The organism is Pedobacter terrae (assembly GCF_036946585.1).
GTDB classification, from domain to species: domain Bacteria; phylum Bacteroidota; class Bacteroidia; order Sphingobacteriales; family Sphingobacteriaceae; genus Pedobacter; species Pedobacter terrae_C.
Genome location: NZ_JAQIIV010000008.1, coordinates 140,935 through 161,064 on the forward strand (window position 1 = coordinate 140,935; position 20,130 = coordinate 161,064).

Genomic DNA, 20,130 nt, shown 5'->3' on the forward strand with positions numbered 1-20,130 from the left:
AAAGCTCTTCAATGTTAATTGAAGAGCTTATATACAAATACTTTTAAACTTAGAACCTTACTCCAAAGGTTAGGAATACATTGTTCCTATTGCTTTTAACATCAGCAACCGGTTCACTATAATCATCTAACAAGTAAGGGCTTGAGTTGAAGTTTGTTTTGTAGTTCTGGTATGCAAGATCGAAATAATAATTATCTATGCGGTAACCCAATCCACCCGTGTAGTATTGGCCTTGATAAAACTTATTATCACCACCTTTAACACCGTTTCCATTTACACCGTAACCTGCACGTAAACTAAATTCATTACTAACTTTTACTTCAGCGCCAACTCTATAATTAATAGCTTCTTTATAAGATGATTTGATAAACGCATTATTATCGTTAATAGTAGTACGGTCAGATCCATTAGAATCAGAAAAACGCATTGAGGCGTAATCTACATAATCCACATCAGCTGATATTAGTGCAGTACCTGCAATTACGTAACTGATACCTGCTGAAGCTTTAAGTGGTGTGCGTAAGTTATAGGTAAATGAATAATATTGGGTTGGGTTATTTGATTTGGTCGGTCCGGTATTCGCATTCCCCGCGGTGGTAGCCTGTAGTGTCTCGCTGGTATTATCTTCAATATTCATCCAGGTTGGAGTCTGGAAATTTAGACCAATCCTTAACTCACTAACAGGTCTGAAAATAGCACCTAACTTTAAATTGAATCCACCACCCTTGGTTTCCTGATTACGGAAGTGATTGAGACTATAATTTTCATTTCCGTTGTAGGTAGGTACGGCATCGCCATCATTATAAGAGTTAACAATACCAGATTCAGTAAAAGCAGCGTCGCTGATGTATCTTACATTAACAAAACTTGCGGTAGCACCAATATATACTTTGTTGCCAAAATTTAGCGCACCAGCTACATTAAATTCAGAGGTGGAACCCAAACGAGATTCGTCCCAGTTCTGTTGAAAACTGGCATTATTATAAGGTTCAGCAGAAAACCGGTTTGGGTAAGTTGGTGTATTTTTATTAATTAGGAAACTGTTATAGGCGTCTCCTGCAATACTGTTTGATACACCAAAATTATTCGCTTGATCTACATAAGAATCCCTGATGGAACTATTGGTATTCAAGCCACTATAACTAATGTTATTCAAAAAGTCATTATTACGGGTATAACTTAAACCAAAAACTGTACTTACTAAACCTTTATCTACGTCAGATCCTTTCATTTTGGCTGCGGGGCTATAAAACACCGCTCCAATATTATTCAGATTAATCTGGCTTTTATTGGTTTTCGTACTGTTTCCCAAATAAGCACTATTATTAGATACTGAATTAAATTCTGGAGTAATGCTAAATTCAGATTTGGTGAATAGGCCTAAACCAGCAGGATTTGCATTGATAGAGCCAATATCGCCACCAACTCCAATTTGTGCACCGCCCATTCCTTTAAACCGGGCAGAGGTGCCGTAATTGGTTTGGGAAAAACGGAATGCATCAGGGGCATAACTTTGGGCATATGTTGTTCCCATAGCAGCTACTGTAGCTACTAGAGAAGCCAGGATTATTTTTTTCATTTGTGTGTTTAAATTTAATAATTAACCTCTTCCAGCTCTTGATGGTCTCGAACCACCACCGCCGCCACCGGTAGAGCCGCCACCGCCGCCGCCATATGATGATGGTGGAGGAGAGTAACTTGGTCTGCTTTCGGTTCTTGCAGGAGGAGTATAATTCTCGTTTCTGGTAGGCCTGTTACTTTGCGAACCTTGCTGAGGAGAGTAATTATTGTTTCTGGTCGGTCTGCCACTTTGCATACCATCATTTTGACTATAACCACCCTGGCTTCTTACCGGTCTGCCCGCATTATTATTTGGTGCATAGGATATGCCATTCTGATTAACTATTCCACTTCTGCTAGGCCTACCAACGTTTCCGCCGTTCCCATTACCGTATCTAGGTACCCCTCTGTCATTACTTCCTGGCCTTGGTCTGAAATTGCTGTTGGTATATACACCGCCACCATAGTATCCTCCTCCGATACCCCAGCCTCCGCCGTAGTAACCGCCGCCCCAACCAAAACGATCGTAGTAAGAGTAAGGCCCCCAGGCATTCCAAGCCCAAGGATTATTCCAGCCGAAGCCATAGTTGCCATAATAAAATGGATTGTTCCAAATGCTACCAAAGCCCCAGCCACCGCCAAAGCCCCAACCGCCTAAACCATAACCATTATTCCAGCCTAAACCAAAGCCTAAATAATTGGATGGACCAAAACTGTTTCCATAGTAATAATTATCGAAATAGGGATCATAATAGCCCTGAAAACTGTAGCCGTTATGAAATCGGTTGATTCTGGAAGCATAGTCCATGTCATAATATGGATTGCTTGTTCCATAGTATTCGTCATATTCTTCCTGGCCGTTGTTTTGATTCTGCGTTTGTTGATTTTGAGAAGGAAGAACAACTTCCACCTCTCTCGCTTTTGCTACAGAATTATACACATCATCAACCGGCTTGGTTTGAGCCAATTTTGATGTTGAGCATGAAGCCACCAGCCCCGCGGTGGCAATCATGACAATGGGTAAAAATTTAATTGGTTTCATGGTGTTTATATTTAGTTGTGTGCGTTTACTTGTTTGATAAGTAGTCAAAAGTAACTATTTATTGCCTATTTTTTGGTGGAAAAGTAGGCGTAAAATAATTGAGGTTATTGTTAATTGTTTGTAGGCATAAATTTATAAATTTGCCATCTAATTTTACACTTTTTAACGTACAAATTACGTTCCAAATACAAAAGATGAGCAAAGAAATTACAAGTAGGGAAGCAGATTATTCCCAGTGGTATAATGATATCGTGTTAAAGGCAGATTTAGCGGAGCACTCAGCTGTACGTGGTTGCATGGTTATAAAGCCAAATGGTTATGCTATATGGGAAAAAATGCAGGCTATACTCGATAAAATGTTTAAGGATACCGGACATCAAAATGCTTATTTTCCATTATTCATCCCAAAGTCATTTTTCTCTAAGGAAGCATCTCACGTTGAGGGTTTTGCGACAGAATGTGCCGTTGTAACACATTACCGACTTAAAAACGATGGGAATGGCAATATTGTAGTTGATGAAACTGCCAAATTGGAAGAGGAATTAATTGTTCGTCCAACCTCAGAAACTATTATTTGGAATACCTATAAGGGATGGATCCAATCGTACCGTGATTTACCTATACTTATTAACCAATGGGCAAATGTAGTAAGGTGGGAAATGCGTACGCGGCTATTTCTACGTACAGCAGAATTTTTGTGGCAAGAGGGGCATACTGCACACGCAACCGCAGAAGAGGCGATTGAGGAAACAGAACGCATGTTACATATTTATGCCGATTTTGCAGAAAACTGGTTAGCCGTTCCGGTTGTCAGAGGACGTAAATCGCCCAATGAGCGTTTTGCCGGCGCTCTGGATACCTATTGCATTGAAGCTTTAATGCAGGATGGAAAAGCTTTACAGGCTGGAACATCGCACTTCTTAGGTCAGAATTTTGCAAAAGCTTTTGATGTTAAATTTACTGGCAAGGATGGAAAATTGGATCATGTTTGGGCTACTTCATGGGGCGTTTCTACACGTTTAATGGGCGCATTGATTATGGCACACAGTGATGATTCTGGTTTGGTTATTCCACCAAAATTGGCACCGATTCAGGTGGTTATTGTTCCAATTTATAAAAGTGATGAAGATCTTTCTAAAATCTCCGCATATGTGAACGAACTAAGTTTACGTTTAAAAGGTATGGGTATATCGGTTAAATATGATGATCGTGACACACAACGCCCAGGCTTCAAATTTGCAGATTATGAAATGAAAGGCGTGCCTGTGCGAATTGCGATTGGCGGCCGCGACCTGGAAAATAAAACAGTAGAAATTGCGCGCAGAGATACCAAGCTGAAACAAACGGTACCTCAGGAAGGTCTGGATATTTACGTTGCCAAATTGTTGGAAGATATTCAGCAAAGTATGTTCAACAAAGCTTTGGCTTATCGTGATGAGCACATTACCGAAGCGAACAGCTATGAAGAGTTTCAGGAATTGTTAGATAACAAGGCGGGTTTTATTTCAGCCCATTGGGATGGGACACCAGAAACGGAGCAAAAAATTAAAGAGGAAACAAAAGCAACCATCCGTTGTATACCTTTAGATAATAAACTGGAAGATGGTGTTTGTATTTATTCGGGAAAACCATCTATCCAGAGAGTATTGTTTGCAAGAGCATACTAGGTAGATATTAGATAGGAGATTGAGATGTGAGAGAAAACAAATCTCATATCTCATGTCTCACATCTCAAATTTTAAAAAAAATGAAATTCGCGACTAAAGCTATACATGCAGGCCAGGAGCCTGATCCAACCACTGGTGCGGTAATGACACCAATATATCAAACCTCTACCTATTGGCAAAAATCTCCAGGAGATAACAAAGGGTATGAATATTCGAGAGGTACCAATCCAACGCGTAAAGCACTGGAAGATTGTTTAGCTGCTTTGGAAAATGCCAAATATGGCTTAGCCTTTTCCAGCGGGATGGGGGCTACTGATGCTGTATTAAAACTATTGCAGCCGGGCGATGAGGTAATTACGGGAAATGATCTTTATGGTGGTTCATATCGCATTTTTACTAAAATTTATACCAAATACGGAATCAAATTTCATTTTCTGGATCTTTCTAATCCAGAAAACATGCTGCCGTATATTAATGATAAGACAAAATTGGTTTGGATAGAAACACCAACCAATCCAACCATGCAAATTATTGATATTGAAGGGGTGGCGAAAATCACCAGAGAGAAAAATTTAACCTTAACTGTAGATAATACTTTTGCATCGCCATACCTGCAGAATCCTATTGATTTGGGCGCTGATATTGTCATGCATTCCGTAACCAAATATATTGGCGGTCATTCTGATGTGGTAATGGGGGCCTTGGTAACCAATAATGAGCAATTGTATAAAGATCTTTGGTTTATTTACAATGCCTGTGGTGCAACACCAGGTCCGCAAGATGCTTTTTTGGTTTTAAGGGGAATTAAAACACTCCATCTTCGGATGAAAGCTCATTGTGAAAATGGGGAGCGTATTGCACATTATCTAAAAACACATCCAAAAGTTGATAAAATCTACTGGCCAGGTTTTGAAGATCATCCAAACCATGATATAGCCAGGAAACAGATGCGTGGCTTTGGGGGCATGATATCGATTACGTTGAAAGGTGCTGATCTGGAAGAAACCTTTAGAATTTCATCTAAGTTTAAAGTATTTACTCTTGCTGAATCTTTGGGTGGAGTTGAATCATTAATTAATCACCCGGCTACCATGACACATGGTTCTATTCCGAAAGAAGAAAGAGAGAAGGTTGGAGTAACCGATAACCTACTTCGTTTAAGCGTTGGAGTGGAAGATATCGACGATCTTTTGGAAGATCTGGAAAGTGCATTGGCTTAAAATTTTGATCGGGCATTATGGTTAACATTTGCCCGGTTTTTTATTTTTTTTAAAGCAGGTACTGCGCTAATGTAATGTTCGTCCGGCTTTACACTAAATCTTTTTTGTTGAAGTGCTTGCTTCATTAAAATTCCAAAACAAAAAAGGATACCGTTTCAATCCGGTTTAGTTGGCCGCTATTGTGCTGCTATTTTTGTTTAAATAACACTTGTATGCAATTTCTGGAGCTGAAGAATTTTCTTGATAGTAAAGTTGAGCAGTATAATCAACCTAGCTTTATTACAAATGACCCGGTTTGTATTCCGCATTTTTTTGTTAAAAAACAGGATATCGAGATTTCTGGTTTTTTTGCTGCGGTTTTGGCTTGGGGGCAGCGGAAAACGATTATCAGTAAATGTCGCGAGCTGCTTAACCGGATGGATAATGCACCGTACGATTTTGTACTTCATCATAATGATAACGATTTAAAGCGTTTACTAAATTTCAAACACCGCACCTTTAACGATACAGATCTGCTTTATTTTATTTCGTTCTTCAAAATGCATTATAGCCATTTTGATAGTTTGGAGCTGGCTTTTCTGCCTAAACAGGAAATATTTTCTGAGGCCTATCAGGAAATCGCCGATGGAGTGGCATACACCGCTTCGGAAGTTTGTTTAGCCGGAAAAATGCAGGTTTCTATTGAACAATGCCTCAATTATTTCAGGCAGTATTTTTTTTCGTTGGATGACTTTCCGCATCGTACCAAAAAACACATTTCTTCACCACAGCAAAAGTCAACCTGCAAGCGTTTAAATATGTTTTTAAGGTGGATGGTGAGAGCTGATACCAGAGGCGTTGATTTTGGAATATGGGATACGCTAAGGCCTAAAGATTTGATTTGCCCATGCGATGTGCATGTCGACAGGGTAGGACGTTTGCTGGGACTCATCAAAAGAAAACAAACGGATTGGCTAACGGCTGTTGAGTTAACCAATCAGTTAAAGGAATTTGATCCAATTGACCCGGTTAAATATGACTTTGCATTGTTCGGTCTGGGTGTTGAAAAGAAGTTTTAATGTAATTTTCGATTATAAGCGATTAAAAAAGTTCTTTTTTAACATCAATGTTCTTATTATTACGGGTAAATCTCTTTAAGAGGATAAAATTGTCTATCCGAACCGTAATTCTATGATCGCAGTTAATTTATCTGATGAGGACAAGTGGAAGAAATATAATAATTCTTCACCATTAATTGCCTTTTTTAAAAATTTCAATCCTTTAAATGAAGAGATAGAAAGGCACCTTAATCAGCATGCATTTCCGATTAGCTATAAAAAGAATAAATATTTGATTTCACCGGGTGAGCCAAATAAATTCCTGTTTTTAATTATTAAAGGAATTGTTAGGGGATCTGTAAAAGATGGAGATACCGAAATTACCACATGGATTTCGAAGGAGAATGAGGTTGTGGGGACAATACGCAATTTATGGGTCGAAAGCGATTCGGAAGAGTATCTACAGGCATTGGAAGATGTAGATTTGATTGCCATCCCTCATGTTTTATCTAATTATCTATTTGAAAATTTCACCGAAGCAAATATTGTGGGAAGGAAGATGATGGAGTTGTATTACCGCTCGGCGGAAGAGCGTGCCTATATTTGCAGAATTTCTTCTGCGGAAAAAAGATATAGGCGGTTCCTGGATTCTTTTCCCGATCTGATTAACCGTGTTTCTCTTAAATATATCGCTTCCTTCCTGGCCATCAGATTGGAAACACTTAGCCGTATCCGAAATAAGATCTAATTGCTTTGGGAACTTCATTCGCCATGCATTTGCAATAACAGGGTTTATCAGTATCTAGTATTAATAACACTTTGAAATATCCTATTGATTTTTGTCAACAAGATAGTTCACGGTAAACAACTTTAAGTTAGAATGTAAATATTCTTTGATCTGTAGTATTGGAAATACATCTTTGGTCATTTGTATTCCAAAAAGGGTCTTCATTTTTGCATTTTAAAACGAGCTTTTTAGTATTTTCACCAGTCAAAAAAAGGTATATTTTCGCTGTATAAATCCCTTGTTGGTTAATACAAGAAATTATATTTGTTTAATAACCAGTTCTTTATCTTATTTTGTATTTGCTGATTTAAACTGGTAGTTACATTATACGCTCCTGTTCAATGAAAGTGTTAAAGTGGTGTAATAGTGTTGTAAATATCTTTAAACCTGCTGGTATTTCAGAACAAGATTATAGTAATGTAGGTGTTTATTTCCTGAATATATGATCGGTATCTTTACGTATTTGACAAAAATGCTGAATTATGTATAATAATATTTACAATTTTTAACGAAAAATTTACTACAATTGTGTTAACAAAATAACTTTTTGCTAACTTGCATAATATCCTTAGTATAATGAAAACAAAAAATGCCGTAAGTACGTTTACTGTACTCATCGCCGATGATCACGAAATCATCCGTCGTGGTTTAAAAGGTTTAATATCAGACTTTTGGCCTGGTGTAGAAATCATTCACGCATCTACCTTGGAGCAAGCGCTTGTGGAGGTGGAGAAATTACCAAGTCTAATAATTATTGATGTAAACTTGCCCGGGGGTAATAACCTTAAGGTAATTGATCAGATTAAATTGGTTCAGCCCAATGCGAAAATTCTCGTATTTTCTTCGTTAAATGAGAACATTTACGCTGTACCTTATTTGAAATCAGGCGCATCTGGTTATTTGACCAAAAATGCTGAAGAATCTGAAATTGTAACCGCAATCACAACAATTCTAGCCGGTAGCCGCTACTCAAGCAGAAATGTGAAAGAAAATATGTTCAACAGCATATTGGGTAATGATGCGGATAATCCATTCACTAAACTTTCGGGCAGAGAACTTGAAGTAGCAGAGCTCTTAACAAAAGGCATTGGTGTATTGGAGATCTCAAATCAGTTGAATCTTCAAATGGGTACAGTGAGCACGTATAAACTGCGACTTTTTCAAAAGCTCAAAATAAAAAGTATTATAGAACTTGCTGAAAAAATGAGTATCTACGAAAGATAAAAGAGTGAGACACTCTTTTTATCTTAATTAGGCCTTTTTGTTTTTGTCTATAGTGCCAGGCCCATTTTCTCCTGATTCATTAGGAGCAGAACCGGCCTGGCCAAACTTATCTGAAGAACCTTCCCCGTTCTGATCAAAGGAAGCCTTTCCTTTTGAATTTCCCTTTCCTTTTTGTTCTTTTTTAGCTTCTTTTTTATTGTTTTTAGTTTCCATAGTAATCAAGCTTTTGATTAACTTAACATTTTAAAATAGGACAAAGTTTTTTATTTTTTGAGCTTAACGTGTGGATACATTGAGCCTAGTTATTTCTATTTATGCTATGCGTATCTTTCAAATCTGCCACGATGATAAATTGATGACATAATTTATTAGCATGGGCAGAATTCGTGTTGGTTGTTCGGGCATCACCGGATTACGTGCAATTAAAGCATTTATATTTTACATGTAAAGTATTAAACTATTAGGAGGCAAAAATAGATCGCAGAGAAAACCTGGCTCGATCAGCATGTTAGTCCAAACGGAATTTTCGGTAATCCATGTTCCTACACTATACCCAATCCATTCAGTTAGTTAAGGTAAGCCCTATAAGTAGGATGCGTAATCTGCATCATAATTGACAAATTTCGATTCTAAAAGCTAATATAGTTAGCAATTAATTACAGCCAATATCTCTAATTGTTCTTTTTAGCTAAAAATATTAGTATTTTTGGTTTCGATCATCTTTATTAGAAAGAAATGGATAGAGACAGGCAGATTATTCATATGGATCAGGATGCATTTTTTGTATCTGTAGAAATTAGAAAAAATCCTAAGTTATTGGGTAAGCCGGTAATTATTGGCGGTGGAAGCGATAGGGGTGTAGTAGCTTCTTGTAGTTACGAAGCACGCCAATACGGTATACATTCTGCAATGCCAGGCAGGACAGCAAAATTACTATGCCCACAGGCTATATTTTTAAAGGGCGATATGGAAGAGTATTCCAAGGCATCGCATGAGATTACCGAGATTATTGCCGATAAAGTTCCACTTTTCGAAAAAGCCAGTATCGATGAGCATTATATCGATATGACTGGGATGGATCGATTTTTTGGCTGCATGAAATTTGCATCCGAACTCCGGCAAACCATAATTAGAGAAATGAAACTACCCATTTCCTTTGGCTTGTCGATCAATAAAACCGTGGCTAAAATAGCCACCAACGAATCTAAACCTGATGGCGAACGGCAGGTTACCCTTCCCGAATTGCGTCCTTTTCTCGATCCTCTGGCCATCCATAAAATTCCGGGCATTGGTCATGCTACCTATAAAAAGTTAAGTGAAATGGGGGTTCGCAATATCCTTACACTCACGCAGATCCCGCAACAGCTGATGTTTAAAATTTTGGGGCAGCATGGCTTAAGCTTATGGCAAAAAGCAAATGGGATCGATCTTTCGCCCGTGGTGCCTTACCGCGAAAGAAAATCAATCGGTACACAGGCTACCTTCGAAAACGATACCATGGATATGGCAAAATTGAAAGCCATTTTAACCGGGATGATTACCGGGTTAACTTTTCAGTTGCGTAATCAGAAAAAACTTACTGCCTGTATTACCATAACCGTGCGTTATACCAATTTCGAAACGGTTACCCAACAAGAGCGGATTCCCTATACCGCTCTCGATTCATTTCTGATCAGCAAAGCACATGGCCTGTTCGAAAAAGTATATTCGAAACGGATGCTATTGCGCCTGGTAGGTGTAAAACTTTCGCATTTGGTAAGTGGCTATGAACAGATTGGTCTTTATAATATTGCTGAAGAAGAATATAGCCTTTGCCAGGCCATGGATAAGGTACGGAATAGTTATGGGGCCGAAGCGGTGGTAAAAGCCTGTATTGTTACCCAGCCACCACGCGATGAAAAAGGAAGGGTGATTAAATATAATCCACGTAAAAAGAAAATATTGATCGAAAATGACCAAGAAGCAGAAAAAGATCCTGAAGTAAGGAAACGTTCAAAAATCAGAAGTTTTATGAGCGAAAAAGGAATAACCGGTAGTAAATCGTACGAGTAATTATGTTTTTGAATGTCCATTCTGCTTATAGCCTCAAATATGGTACCCTTAGTATTGAACAACTAATTGTTCATGCGCGGCGCCTGGGTATTCACCAAATGGTACTTACCGATATCAATAACTCAAGCGGGGCAGTAGAGTTTATCCGTGAATGTTACAAACAAGGCGTTGCCAAAGAAGCTGACGAAATACATAAGGGCAATATTCCCTACCAGATCAAGCCTGTAGCTGGCATTGAGTTCAGAAAAGATAATCAATTATTGTACGTAGGCATTGCCCGCAATAAAGAAGGTATGCGCGAGCTGAATGAGTTTTTGAGCCATCACAATATTTATAGCATTCCATTACCGGAAATTCCTCCCGAAATGGAGAATGCATATATCATTTATCCCTTTCATAAAACTTTCGATCAGGTGTTGAAAGCAAACGAATACGTAGGCATCCGTGGAAAACAGCTAAACCTCTTGTATAAACATCCGCTTTTAAAACAAAGGGAAAAGCTGCTGGTGTGGCACCCCGTTACGGTAGGCAATAAAATTACTTATCGCCTGCACGAATATTTAAGGGCTATCGAACTGAATACCCTTTTAAGCAAGGTACCCGGTAAGGACAAATGCGATCCGGATGAATGCCTGATCCCGGAGGAAGAGCTGACACAGCAGTTTGAGCAGTATCCATTCATTGTTCAAAATACGCAGCAATTATTGGATAGCTGTGATTTGAGCATATATTTCGAAAATACTCCTGTGCCTTCATCTAAAAATAAGTTTTATTATACCGGTACATTAGAAGGTGATAAGCAAATGCTTTGTCAATTGGCCAAAAGTGGCCTGAAGTACCGCTACGGCGAAGATAATCCCGAGGCCCTTGCACGTTTGGAAAAAGAACTAAGAATTATCGAACTCAAAAATTTTTGTGCCTATTTTCTCATTACTTACGACATTGTAGATTATGCCATGAATACCTGTGGCTTTTATCATGTGGGGCGCGGTTCGGGAGCCAATAGCATTGTAGCGTACTGTTTGCGGATTACCGATGTAGATCCGATTGATCTCGATCTGTATTTTGAACGGTTCCTGCATGAAAAAAGAACGAGTCCGCCAGATTTTGATATCGATTTTTCGTGGGACGAAAGAGAAATCATACAAAAATATGTTTTTAGCCGCTACCCCCAAATGGCACGTTGCTTTTTTAGGCACCATCAGCACTTTTAAAGACCGGGCAGTTATCAGGGAGATTGGTAAGGTTTTGGGTTTGCCCAAGGGCGAGATTGATAGTTTTACTGACCCTACCAAAGAACGTGAAAATTTATTGAATGCGACTTATCAAAAATTATTGGCTGTGCATGCTTACATGAAAAATATGCCCAATCAGCGTTCTATCCATGCCGGAGGGATTTTGATATCAGAAGAACCTATTACTTATTACACCGCATTGGATATGCCGCCAAAAGGTTTTCCTACAGTGCAGTGGGATATGTACGAAGCGGAAGCCATAGGTTACGAAAAATTCGATGTTTTAAGTCAGCGGGGTATTGGGCATATCCGCGAGGCCGTACAGCTCATAAAAAAAAATAAGGGTACAGATATTGATATCCACGACTTTAAGACCTTTAAAGAAGATCGAAAATTAAATAGTATTTTGAAAGAAGGGCAGCCGATCGGTTGTTTTTACATCGAATCGCCGGCCATGAGGCAGTTGCTCAAAAAACTCAAGTGTGACAACTATCTTACCCTGGTAGCCGCCAGCTCTATTATCCGGCCAGGGGTAGCCAGCTCAGGTATGATGAAGTCCTATATCGAGCGTTATCACGCCCCTGAAAAAGTGGTTTACCTGTGCGAGGTGATGAAAGAGCGGCTTAGCGAAACCTACGGGGTCATGGTTTATCAGGAAGATGTGATTAAGGTATGCCATTATTTTGCAGGTTTGGACCTTGCCGATGCTGATGTTCTCCGCAAAGCCATGAGTGGAAAGTACCGTTCAAAACTGGCTTTTGATGAACTGGTAAATAAATTTTTTGCTTCCGCCAGAAAACAAGGGCATTCGGAAATGCTTATTACCGAAGTGTGGCGACAAATTTCATCTTTTGCCGGTTACAGTTTTTCGAAAGCGCATTCAGCTTCATTTGCTGTTGAAAGCTACCAGAGCCTTTACCTTAAAACCTATTACCCAATGGAGTTTATGGTAGCCGTATTGAATAACTATGGCGGTTTTTACAGCCGCTGGGTTTACGTGTATGAACTGCAAAAAACAGGTGCCCAGGTGCATTTGCCCTGTGTAAACCATAGCGATGAAGTGGTAAATATAAAGGCAGAAGATGTTTATCTAGGTTTTATTGGCATTCAGGGTTTAGAAGAAAAAGTCATTAGAAGGATCCCGCAGGAACGTGCGGCAAATGGTTTATATCTCCATCTCGAAGATTTTGTAAAAAGAACCTGCATATCATTAGAACAGGCTATTATATTAATCAGGCTTGGTGCATTGCGCTTTACCGGTAAAGATCGTAAAACCTTGCTTTGGGATGTGCACAATTACCTGGGTTTTAAACAGAAAAAAGTAAACCATGCCGAACTTTTTAACTTAAGTTATAAAACCTATCAGCTTCCGGTACTGGAAGACTCTGGACTGGAAAATGCTTATACGGAGCTGGAGCTTTTGGGGTATCCGCTCAACTATAAAATGTTCGATTTTCTAAAAACCCCTTATCGTGGTGAAATCATGGCGGCTGAAATGCACGGATATCTCGGTAAAACGGTAAGAATGGTAGGTAATTATGTTTGCGAAAAAACCGTACATACCATTAAGCACACCAAAATGTGGTTCGGTACTTTTTTAGATGCCAAGGGCGATTTTTTTGATACTACCCATTTCCCAAATACTACCCCCATGTATCCTTTTAAAGGAAAAGGCTGTTACCTTATTTTAGGTAAAGTGGTAGAAGATTTCGGTTTCCAGAGTATTGAGGTTTTAAAGTTTGCCAAATTAGATATTCAGATGAATCCGGTAGCGATTAATTAATTATAATGAAACGACAATTATATAGAGATTGGTATTCAATAGTTGTTTACCCTCACAGCGAAGCGATTAATGATGTTAAAGCTTTGAAAGATACACTATGGTCTAAAATTGGTTGGTATGCAAGCCGTAATTCAGAGGCGCATATTACGGTTATTGAGTTTTCAGCTGATCAATACGAGCTTGATTTTTATATCAGACAACTCGAGAAATTTTGTTACTCTCAAAAACAGCAGGAAGTGATTTTCGATCAGCTAAGTTTATCGAAATTTAGCAATGCAATTGTTTTGCTCCCAAATAATTCTTCCAAGCCCTATTTAAACGATTTGCTGGTGAGGCTGAGGAAGCGACTGAAAACAAGTGACACAATAAATGGTTCTGGTGCACACATTTCAATAGGGCGAAAGCTGAGTCCGGATCAAATAGATCGGGCAGAAAGTTTATATGATTATGTTAATCTTCGGTTTAATTGCGACACCATCGCGATAAGGAAGTTCAATAAGAATAGAGGACAATTTGAGGTTATTAATAAATTTAAATTTTTACAAAATCCGTTAGTTAACAGTCAATGCTCATTGTTTAGTTAGCATTTTTCAAATCATGAGCCGAATAATTTTACTAATCGGCTCATGAATTGGCTTTTTTATGAGCCGAATAATATTTTTTAATTGGTAATATGATGCTTTCTACCCAAGTTTGGAAGTAGAAATAGTATTTTTAGCGCTCCTGTATTTCCGCTTGCGCGCGTTTCTAACGCGTGCGTAAATAACTTAACGATTATATTCTTTAATAGTATTCTTATACATAATTTCTATATTTAAACTCATGATCCACTTCAAAGCAGAAATAGAACGTTTTGGTTCCATGGGCGAAAAAACCGGCTGGAGTTATGTGTTTATTCCAGCTGCCTTAGCCAATGAAATTAAACCCGCTTGCAAAAAGAGTTTCAGGGTAAAAGGAAAAATAGATGAGTTGGAGGTTAACGGCATGGCAGTTATCCCAATGGGAGAGGGGGATTTTATAATCGCTTTAAAAGGTGAGGTAAGGAAAAAACTAAAAAAAGAAGCTGGAGCAGGGGGTCGAATTTTATTTAGAGGAAGATCAGGATTTTAAAATCGAAATGCCTGAAGATCTTGAAATCTGCCTGTCTGAAGAGGTGCATTTAATCCAAAATTTTTTAAAACAACCTAAATCTCACCAAAACTACTATATCAATTGGATTAACCAGGCTAAAACAGAACCCACGCGTACCAAAAGAATCACAATGACTGTTAGTGCAATGGATAAAGGACAGGATTTTGGAGCGATGATACGGGAATCGCAGGGAAAGTCTTGATTTAAAGTCCTAAGTCTATAGTGAATAGAACCAGGCAATCTGAATTAAGACTCTGAACTTCGGATTTCCGACTTCGGACTGCGGACTTCGGACTCCCTTTTATAATCCCTAAACCAACTGGAAACTTTCATCTGGATTACACCTAAAAAAGCTTCCCTGAAGATACGGGTACTCATTTTTGATGTACCTTCGGTTCGATCGGTAAAAATAATGGGAACTTCAACCACCTTAAAGCCAAATTTAATCGCAGTAAACTTCATTTCGATCTGAAACGCATAACCAACAAATTTAATTTTATTTAGTGGAATGGTCTCCAGCACAATTCGGCGGTAACATTTAAAACCTGCAGTAGCATCCTGAATATTGATCCGGGTAATGATCCGTACATACATAGAGGCAAAATACGACATTAAAACCCTGCCCATGGGCCAGTTTACAACATTTACCCCTTTAACATACCTGGAGCCAATGGCTACATCGGCACCATTTACACAGGCTTCGCGTAAACGTGGCAAATCTTCCGGGTTATGAGAGAAGTCGGCATCCATTTCAAAAATATACGGATAATTGTGCTGTAATGCCCAATTGAAACCATAAATGTAGGCTGTACCCAAACCCTGTTTGCCTGCGCGCTCTTCAATAAATAAATGTCCCTCGTATTCTTTTTGTAGTGATTTTACAATTTCAGCAGTTCCGTCAGGAGAACCATCATCAATAATCAAAACATGAAAAGGCTGCGTTAAAGAAAAAACCTTCCTAATGATTTTTTCAATGTTTTCCTTCTCGTTATAGGTGGGAATGATGACTAAACTATCTGACACGGGTGTTGTGGTTATTTAAATAAAATTAAAGCTTTTCGCCTTTGTTTGGTTTACGGTGTATTAGATTTTAATGTGCGAAAGTAAATATTTAATATGAAACCTTTATGAATTTTCATTAATTCAGGATGATTCGTCATCCTGAACTTGTTTCAGGATCTTTTTAGAAACAATACTAAATGTTGTTTCGGGTTTGCAATCCGGACCGTTGCTGGCTAGTTTTAATATTTAATTTTTGCTTTTCAAGAAATAGAACGTTGTTCTTAAACCCCATAGTAGCGGCAGCGCCCGATTGAAATGAGCAACTATAGCGAATGGCGGAACTGAAGATATTAAGAACTACAGTCCTTTCATTTTCAAATCGTTAAGCTTATTCGCATTTCTTCTTAAATTTTCGTTGGTCCGGATTTGCAATCCGGATCGCTATATTTTAGCAGTTTATAAGAATTACAAATCCTAAGTTCTAAAGACGGGATTGCAAATCCAGACTAGCTTTAGGGTTACATAATCCTATTTAGCTTTTGCATTTACTTCTTGCATTTGCGGCACAAACCCTTGTTTTTAAACCCGATCGATGTGTAAAGCCCGGAGCCCGAAGAATGAGCGCAAGGACTTGAAACAAAGAGCGGGAACACAGTCCGCCAGGAACGGATGTCCGTTCATTTCCAAATCTTATTAATATACTTTCTTAAAACAATGTCAATCTAAGCGTACTCGAAGACTTTATCTCACCTCCTGCATCAACTTTTTAACCAGCTGCGAAAAAATAATCAATGCCAAACCCGCAATGAGCGAATATAACGCCAATGCTTTATAACCTTCGGTATAGGCCATCAGTTTGGTTGTTAGCGAAGCATTATCAATACTAGACATTTCTGCACCAAGTTTACCAGCCGCCAATTGTCCGAAAGCGCTTGATAAAAACCAAAGACCCATCATCATGCCGAACATTTTCTTTGGTGATAGTTTGGTAATAATCGACATCCCTATCGGACCCAAACAAAGTTCACCTAACGTTAGCAATAAATAAGCTAAGGTAAAGACATTTAAGGAGCTAATTCCCTGAGCATTGGCAAAGAATCTGGTGGCGTAAAACACGTAAAAACTTAAAGCCAATAAGAGGAAGCCTAATCCAAATTTCACTACGGTATTGGGTTCAATTTTGCGCTTATATAAGCCAAGCCATAAAATGCCTACAATCGGACTGAAAACGATCACAAAAAAGGAATTAACACTATTGTTCACCACGTTTGGATCAATGTTGAAAAACAGGATTTTATGGTCTAGGTTATCTTTTGCAAATAATGAAAGAGAACCGCCGCTCTGCTCGGATATGGCCATAAAAATAAAGTAGCAGAAGATAAAAACAAAAGCGGCCAATAATTTGTACCGGGCTTTTTTATCTTTTATTTTAAACGTTTCAAATAAGAAATAAATCATAGCAATAATGCCGATCGTGTACATAAAATAATCAGTAAAGTCGGTATTTTTCACCATAATGTAAATCAATGGAATACACAATATCGAACCTACATAAACGGCTATTTCATACAGTTGCTGTTTTGATTTTTTAAGGTGCAGTAATGGAGAATTGCCTATTGGCCCAAGGTATTTTTTTGTAAAAATGAATGTACCTAAACCGAACATCATCACAAATGCGGCAGATAAGAAGCATAAATGCCAATTGTAATATTTGCCAAGGTAGATACACATTGCACCGCCCAGTAAGCCACCTACATTAATACCTGCATAAAAAAGTCCGTAGCCTGCATCTCTGCGATTGTCTGTCTCGTGGTATAATTCGCCTACCATTGATGAAACATTGGGTTTGAAGAAACCAGTCCCGATGATGGATAAGGTAATGCCTACATAAAACAGATCATGTGGTGAGAAAGCCAGGATCAGGTTCCCGATAATCATTAAAGTTCCGCCCCAAAATAATGATTTTCTGAAACCTAAAATCTTATCGGCAAAAATGCCACCAATAAAGGTAAACGCATAAACAAAAGCCTGTATAGCGCCATACTGCAGGTTCGATTTTTGGTCGCTTAAACCCAGTTGCTCTACCATAAAGAAGGCCAATACACCCCGCATTCCGTAAAAGCAGAAACGCTCCCACATTTCTACCAATGATAAGTGCCAGAGTTGTTTAGGGTATTTACCTTCAAAATTTTGAATTTCTTCTATTGAAACTGTTTTTTCCATTAAATTGGTTTAAAAATGAAAAGCCCGAAAAACATCGGGCTTTTGAGTACAAGTATTTTTTTATTAATGAACACCATGCATCCATTTTCGCAATAATGGACTTAGTGCAAACATAATAAAGCCTGCTACAATCGGGATGATCGTAAAAATTAAAAAGAATGTTGAAATAGAATAAGCCGAGCTGATTTTATCGATCAGCGATCCGGTGGCACCAGCAAGGTAATTACCAATAGCGGTACAGGTGAAAAATACACCAAACATCAAGCCTACCAAATTGGCAGGTGCGAGTTTACTTACGTAAGATAAACCAACCGGAGATATGCAAAGCTCACCTACAGTATGAAAGAAATAAGCAAATACAAGCCAGAACAGACTTACTTGTGCCGATGTAGCTCCCTGTGGAATAGCAGAGCCCCCATAAGCCAGTCCTGCGAAACCGATACCTACGAATATAAGGCCAAAACCAAATTTTACCGGACCGCTTGGGTTAAATTTAGTTTCCCAGATTTTTGAAACAATTGGCGCTAAAGAAACGATGAAGAATGAGTTAAGTACGCTAAACCATGATGCAGGCACCTCTGTACTTACTGAGCCAAGTTCGCGGCTTACTTTCCAGATGGCTAGTACCCAGATAATCGCAAAACTTAACAAGGTAAATAAAATGGTAGCAGGATATTTTTTAAATATTTTTTTGGCTAATGAGAACAATACAAAAGTTACGGCAACCAGCGGAAATATCGTAAGCACGCTATCTACCCATTTAAAAGTAGTTGCCGCACTGCCAGTTAAATTTCTTAGCGTATAATCTTTGGCAAAAATAGTCATAGAACCACCTGCCTGTTCAAATACCATCCAGAAGAAAATGGTGAAAATAGATAAGATGGCAATTACCCATAAACGCTGGGTTCTTACTTTTCTTGGAATTTCTTCTACTGTTGGATCTGCTTTTTCAACTGCTTTGGTTTTATCTACAGAGGCGCCTATTACTCCAAAAATTTTCTGACCGAAATAGAATTGCAACATACCGAAGAGCATAAAAACACCCGCTAGACCGAAACCGTAGTGCCAACCTACTTTTTCACCGATGTAACCACACATCAACATCCCAATGAAGGCACCAGAATTAATGCCCATGTAGAAAATGGCATAGGCACTGTCTTTTTTATCGCTTATGGGAGGGGTAAAGCTTACCAACAATTGAAGAAATATTAGGTTTAAAAAATCCATTACCAATAATCAGTAAAAGCAAACCGGCATAGAAAAAGTTGTTGCTAAAACCTTCAAGTGCCATGGCTGCATGGCCGAGGGTCATCACAAAAGCGCCGATAATAACAGCTTTTCTGTAACCTGTAAATCTATCGGCAATTAAACCTCCCAATATTGGTGTAAAATACACTAAACCTGTATAAATAGCATAAAGCTGTAAGGCTTCTGGCCGTGGCCAGCCCCAGCCGTTTTTACTTAGATCACTAATCAGGAAAAGAACCAAGATGGCCCGCATGCCATAATAGCTAAATCTTTCCCACATTTCAGTAAAAAAGAGCACAAAGAGGCCAACGGGGTGGCTAAATAATTTTTCTTTGGATACGCCTTGACTTTCTAAATGGAGGTCAAGTTCCTTATCATGGTCTATACTAATGGTTTCATTAGATGTTTGCATAAAACATTTGTTGGTTTTGGTTTATGAATTCAGAATTTGTGTGTTGTTTAAGCTAGTTTAGCAGGGCGCAATATAGTGAGCGATTGGCAAACTCACAAATTTTTAAGTGAGGAGTACGGTAAATGATTTGTTAAAAGTCAAAACTTTCTGATGGGTTTAACATTTTTCTTTGGGTCTGCATAAAGTGCATCATTATCATTTGGATCATTGTTAAGCGTGATATCTTCTTGCAATTTTAATCGCCCACCGATAATTTTGAAGCCATCAACTGTACCGTCCGATCCATAATATTCAAATTTTCCTTTAATTTCCGGATCAAATGAAGCCAAATGGTCAAATACGATCATCCCAGCTTTCATATCCGTTTTTAAAGTCATGGCGTTCGATTTGGCATACTCAAATATTACCCTGTTTTTTCCTTTTAATTCTTTGCCATCAAAAACAGGAGACCCAAAGGTTAGTTTGTCTTTGTCAAAAGCAAGAATTTCGATTACCTTTTTTGTGGTG

Annotated in this window: 18 protein-coding genes and 1 pseudogene; 11 read left to right on the plus strand and 8 right to left on the minus strand. The window is 38.5% G+C overall.

Annotation, left to right across the window (positions count from 1 at the left end):
- Positions 1–49: 49 nt before the first annotated feature.
- Together PGN18_RS13220 and PGN18_RS13225 are read right to left on the minus strand one after the other, a co-directional pair.
- Positions 50–1,579, minus strand: coding sequence for an OmpP1/FadL family transporter (locus tag PGN18_RS13220; protein ID WP_335319976.1), 1,530 nt, complete (start codon positions 1,577–1,579; stop codon positions 50–52).
- Between the two features lie 21 nt (positions 1,580–1,600).
- Positions 1,601–2,602 (minus strand): hypothetical protein, encoded by a 1,002-nt coding sequence (locus PGN18_RS13225; RefSeq protein WP_335319977.1) that lies wholly within the window; start codon positions 2,600–2,602, stop codon positions 1,601–1,603.
- Between the two features lie 194 nt (positions 2,603–2,796).
- Between PGN18_RS13225 and proS the strand changes: the two genes are divergently transcribed.
- From proS to PGN18_RS13250, 5 genes are all read left to right on the plus strand, one after another.
- Positions 2,797–4,269 (plus strand): proline--tRNA ligase, encoded by a 1,473-nt coding sequence (proS, locus tag PGN18_RS13230; RefSeq protein WP_335319978.1) that lies wholly within the window; start codon positions 2,797–2,799, stop codon positions 4,267–4,269.
- A gap of 80 nt (positions 4,270–4,349) precedes the next feature.
- Positions 4,350–5,489 carry a cystathionine gamma-synthase gene (locus tag PGN18_RS13235; RefSeq protein ID WP_335319979.1) on the plus strand — a complete coding sequence of 380 codons (1,140 nt, stop codon included), beginning with the start codon at positions 4,350–4,352 and terminating at the stop codon, positions 5,487–5,489.
- 212 nt (positions 5,490–5,701) lie between these two features.
- A complete protein-coding gene (locus tag PGN18_RS13240; RefSeq protein ID WP_335319980.1) occupies positions 5,702–6,547 on the plus strand; it encodes a TIGR02757 family protein in 846 nt (281 codons plus the stop codon).
- A 112-nt stretch (positions 6,548–6,659) separates the two neighbouring features.
- On the plus strand, positions 6,660–7,274 hold the full coding sequence (locus PGN18_RS13245; RefSeq protein ID WP_335319981.1) for a Crp/Fnr family transcriptional regulator: 615 nt from the start codon (positions 6,660–6,662) through the stop codon (positions 7,272–7,274).
- Between the two features lie 615 nt (positions 7,275–7,889).
- A complete protein-coding gene (locus PGN18_RS13250; protein ID WP_335319982.1) occupies positions 7,890–8,537 on the plus strand; it encodes a response regulator transcription factor in 648 nt (215 codons plus the stop codon).
- A 27-nt stretch (positions 8,538–8,564) separates the two neighbouring features.
- Here the strand turns inward: PGN18_RS13250 and PGN18_RS13255 are convergent, their stop codons facing one another.
- Complete coding sequence (locus PGN18_RS13255) at positions 8,565–8,750, minus strand: hypothetical protein (RefSeq protein ID WP_335319983.1); 186 nt, start codon at positions 8,748–8,750, stop codon at positions 8,565–8,567.
- A gap of 522 nt (positions 8,751–9,272) precedes the next feature.
- On the opposite strand from PGN18_RS13255, the gene dinB reads away from it, so the two are divergent.
- From dinB to PGN18_RS13285, 6 genes are all read left to right on the plus strand, one after another.
- A complete protein-coding gene (dinB, locus tag PGN18_RS13260; protein WP_335319984.1) occupies positions 9,273–10,589 on the plus strand; it encodes a DNA polymerase IV in 1,317 nt (438 codons plus the stop codon).
- Positions 10,590–10,591: 2 nt separating this feature from the next.
- Complete coding sequence (locus tag PGN18_RS13265) at positions 10,592–11,803, plus strand: PHP domain-containing protein (RefSeq protein ID WP_335319985.1); 1,212 nt, start codon at positions 10,592–10,594, stop codon at positions 11,801–11,803.
- On the plus strand, positions 11,742–13,607 hold the full coding sequence (locus PGN18_RS13270) for a helix-hairpin-helix domain-containing protein (protein WP_335319996.1): 1,866 nt from the start codon (positions 11,742–11,744) through the stop codon (positions 13,605–13,607). The genes PGN18_RS13265 and PGN18_RS13270 overlap by 62 nt, the downstream gene beginning before the upstream one ends.
- 5 nt (positions 13,608–13,612) lie before the next feature.
- Positions 13,613–14,191 carry a 2'-5' RNA ligase family protein gene (locus tag PGN18_RS13275; protein ID WP_335319986.1) on the plus strand — a complete coding sequence of 193 codons (579 nt, stop codon included), beginning with the start codon at positions 13,613–13,615 and terminating at the stop codon, positions 14,189–14,191.
- Between the two features lie 238 nt (positions 14,192–14,429).
- Positions 14,430–14,717 (plus strand): DUF1905 domain-containing protein, encoded by a 288-nt coding sequence (locus PGN18_RS13280; protein WP_335319987.1) that lies wholly within the window; start codon positions 14,430–14,432, stop codon positions 14,715–14,717.
- 7 nt (positions 14,718–14,724) lie between these two features.
- Positions 14,725–14,940 (plus strand): YdeI/OmpD-associated family protein, encoded by a 216-nt coding sequence (locus PGN18_RS13285; protein WP_335319989.1) that lies wholly within the window; start codon positions 14,725–14,727, stop codon positions 14,938–14,940.
- A 44-nt stretch (positions 14,941–14,984) separates the two neighbouring features.
- On the opposite strand, the gene PGN18_RS13290 is transcribed toward PGN18_RS13285, so the two are convergent.
- From PGN18_RS13290 to PGN18_RS13310, 5 genes and pseudogenes are all read right to left on the minus strand, one after another.
- The gene (locus PGN18_RS13290; RefSeq protein ID WP_335319990.1) at positions 14,985–15,761 is read right to left on the minus strand and encodes a polyprenol monophosphomannose synthase; all 777 of its coding nucleotides are present in this window, start codon (positions 15,759–15,761) and stop codon (positions 14,985–14,987) included.
- Positions 15,762–16,481: 720 nt separating this feature from the next.
- Positions 16,482–17,963, minus strand: coding sequence for a peptide MFS transporter (locus PGN18_RS13295; protein WP_335319991.1), 1,482 nt, complete (start codon positions 17,961–17,963; stop codon positions 16,482–16,484).
- Positions 17,964–18,026: 63 nt separating this feature from the next.
- Positions 18,027–19,190 (minus strand): peptide MFS transporter, encoded by a 1,164-nt coding sequence (locus PGN18_RS13300; RefSeq protein WP_335319992.1) that lies wholly within the window; start codon positions 19,188–19,190, stop codon positions 18,027–18,029.
- Positions 19,126–19,623, minus strand: coding sequence for an oligopeptide:H+ symporter (locus PGN18_RS13305; RefSeq protein WP_335319993.1), 498 nt, complete (start codon positions 19,621–19,623; stop codon positions 19,126–19,128). Before PGN18_RS13305 ends, PGN18_RS13300 begins: the two co-directional genes overlap by 65 nt.
- 137 nt (positions 19,624–19,760) lie before the next feature.
- A pseudogene (locus tag PGN18_RS13310) lies at positions 19,761–20,130 on the minus strand (hypothetical protein); the annotation flags it as partial.

Bases quoted from the DNA above. Each gene is read 5' to 3' on its own strand.
- PGN18_RS13220 (WP_335319976.1), bottom strand. From the start codon at position 1,579: ATGAAAAAAATAATCCTGGCTTCTCTAGTAGCTACAGTAGCTGCTATG.
- PGN18_RS13225 (WP_335319977.1), bottom strand. From the start codon at position 2,602: ATGAAACCAATTAAATTTTTACCCATTGTCATGATTGCCACCGCGGGG.
- proS (WP_335319978.1), top strand. From the start codon at position 2,797: ATGAGCAAAGAAATTACAAGTAGGGAAGCAGATTATTCCCAGTGGTAT.
- PGN18_RS13235 (WP_335319979.1), top strand. From the start codon at position 4,350: ATGAAATTCGCGACTAAAGCTATACATGCAGGCCAGGAGCCTGATCCA.
- PGN18_RS13240 (WP_335319980.1), top strand. From the start codon at position 5,702: ATGCAATTTCTGGAGCTGAAGAATTTTCTTGATAGTAAAGTTGAGCAG.
- PGN18_RS13245 (WP_335319981.1), top strand. From the start codon at position 6,660: ATGATCGCAGTTAATTTATCTGATGAGGACAAGTGGAAGAAATATAAT.
- PGN18_RS13250 (WP_335319982.1), top strand. From the start codon at position 7,890: ATGAAAACAAAAAATGCCGTAAGTACGTTTACTGTACTCATCGCCGAT.
- PGN18_RS13255 (WP_335319983.1), bottom strand. From the start codon at position 8,750: ATGGAAACTAAAAACAATAAAAAAGAAGCTAAAAAAGAACAAAAAGGA.
- dinB (WP_335319984.1), top strand. From the start codon at position 9,273: ATGGATAGAGACAGGCAGATTATTCATATGGATCAGGATGCATTTTTT.
- PGN18_RS13265 (WP_335319985.1), top strand. From the start codon at position 10,592: ATGTTTTTGAATGTCCATTCTGCTTATAGCCTCAAATATGGTACCCTT.
- PGN18_RS13270 (WP_335319996.1), top strand. From the start codon at position 11,742: ATGTTTTTAGCCGCTACCCCCAAATGGCACGTTGCTTTTTTAGGCACC.
- PGN18_RS13275 (WP_335319986.1), top strand. From the start codon at position 13,613: ATGAAACGACAATTATATAGAGATTGGTATTCAATAGTTGTTTACCCT.
- PGN18_RS13280 (WP_335319987.1), top strand. From the start codon at position 14,430: ATGATCCACTTCAAAGCAGAAATAGAACGTTTTGGTTCCATGGGCGAA.
- PGN18_RS13285 (WP_335319989.1), top strand. From the start codon at position 14,725: ATGCCTGAAGATCTTGAAATCTGCCTGTCTGAAGAGGTGCATTTAATC.
- PGN18_RS13295 (WP_335319991.1), bottom strand. From the start codon at position 17,963: ATGGAAAAAACAGTTTCAATAGAAGAAATTCAAAATTTTGAAGGTAAA.
- PGN18_RS13300 (WP_335319992.1), bottom strand. From the start codon at position 19,190: ATGGATTTTTTAAACCTAATATTTCTTCAATTGTTGGTAAGCTTTACC.
- PGN18_RS13305 (WP_335319993.1), bottom strand. From the start codon at position 19,623: ATGCAAACATCTAATGAAACCATTAGTATAGACCATGATAAGGAACTT.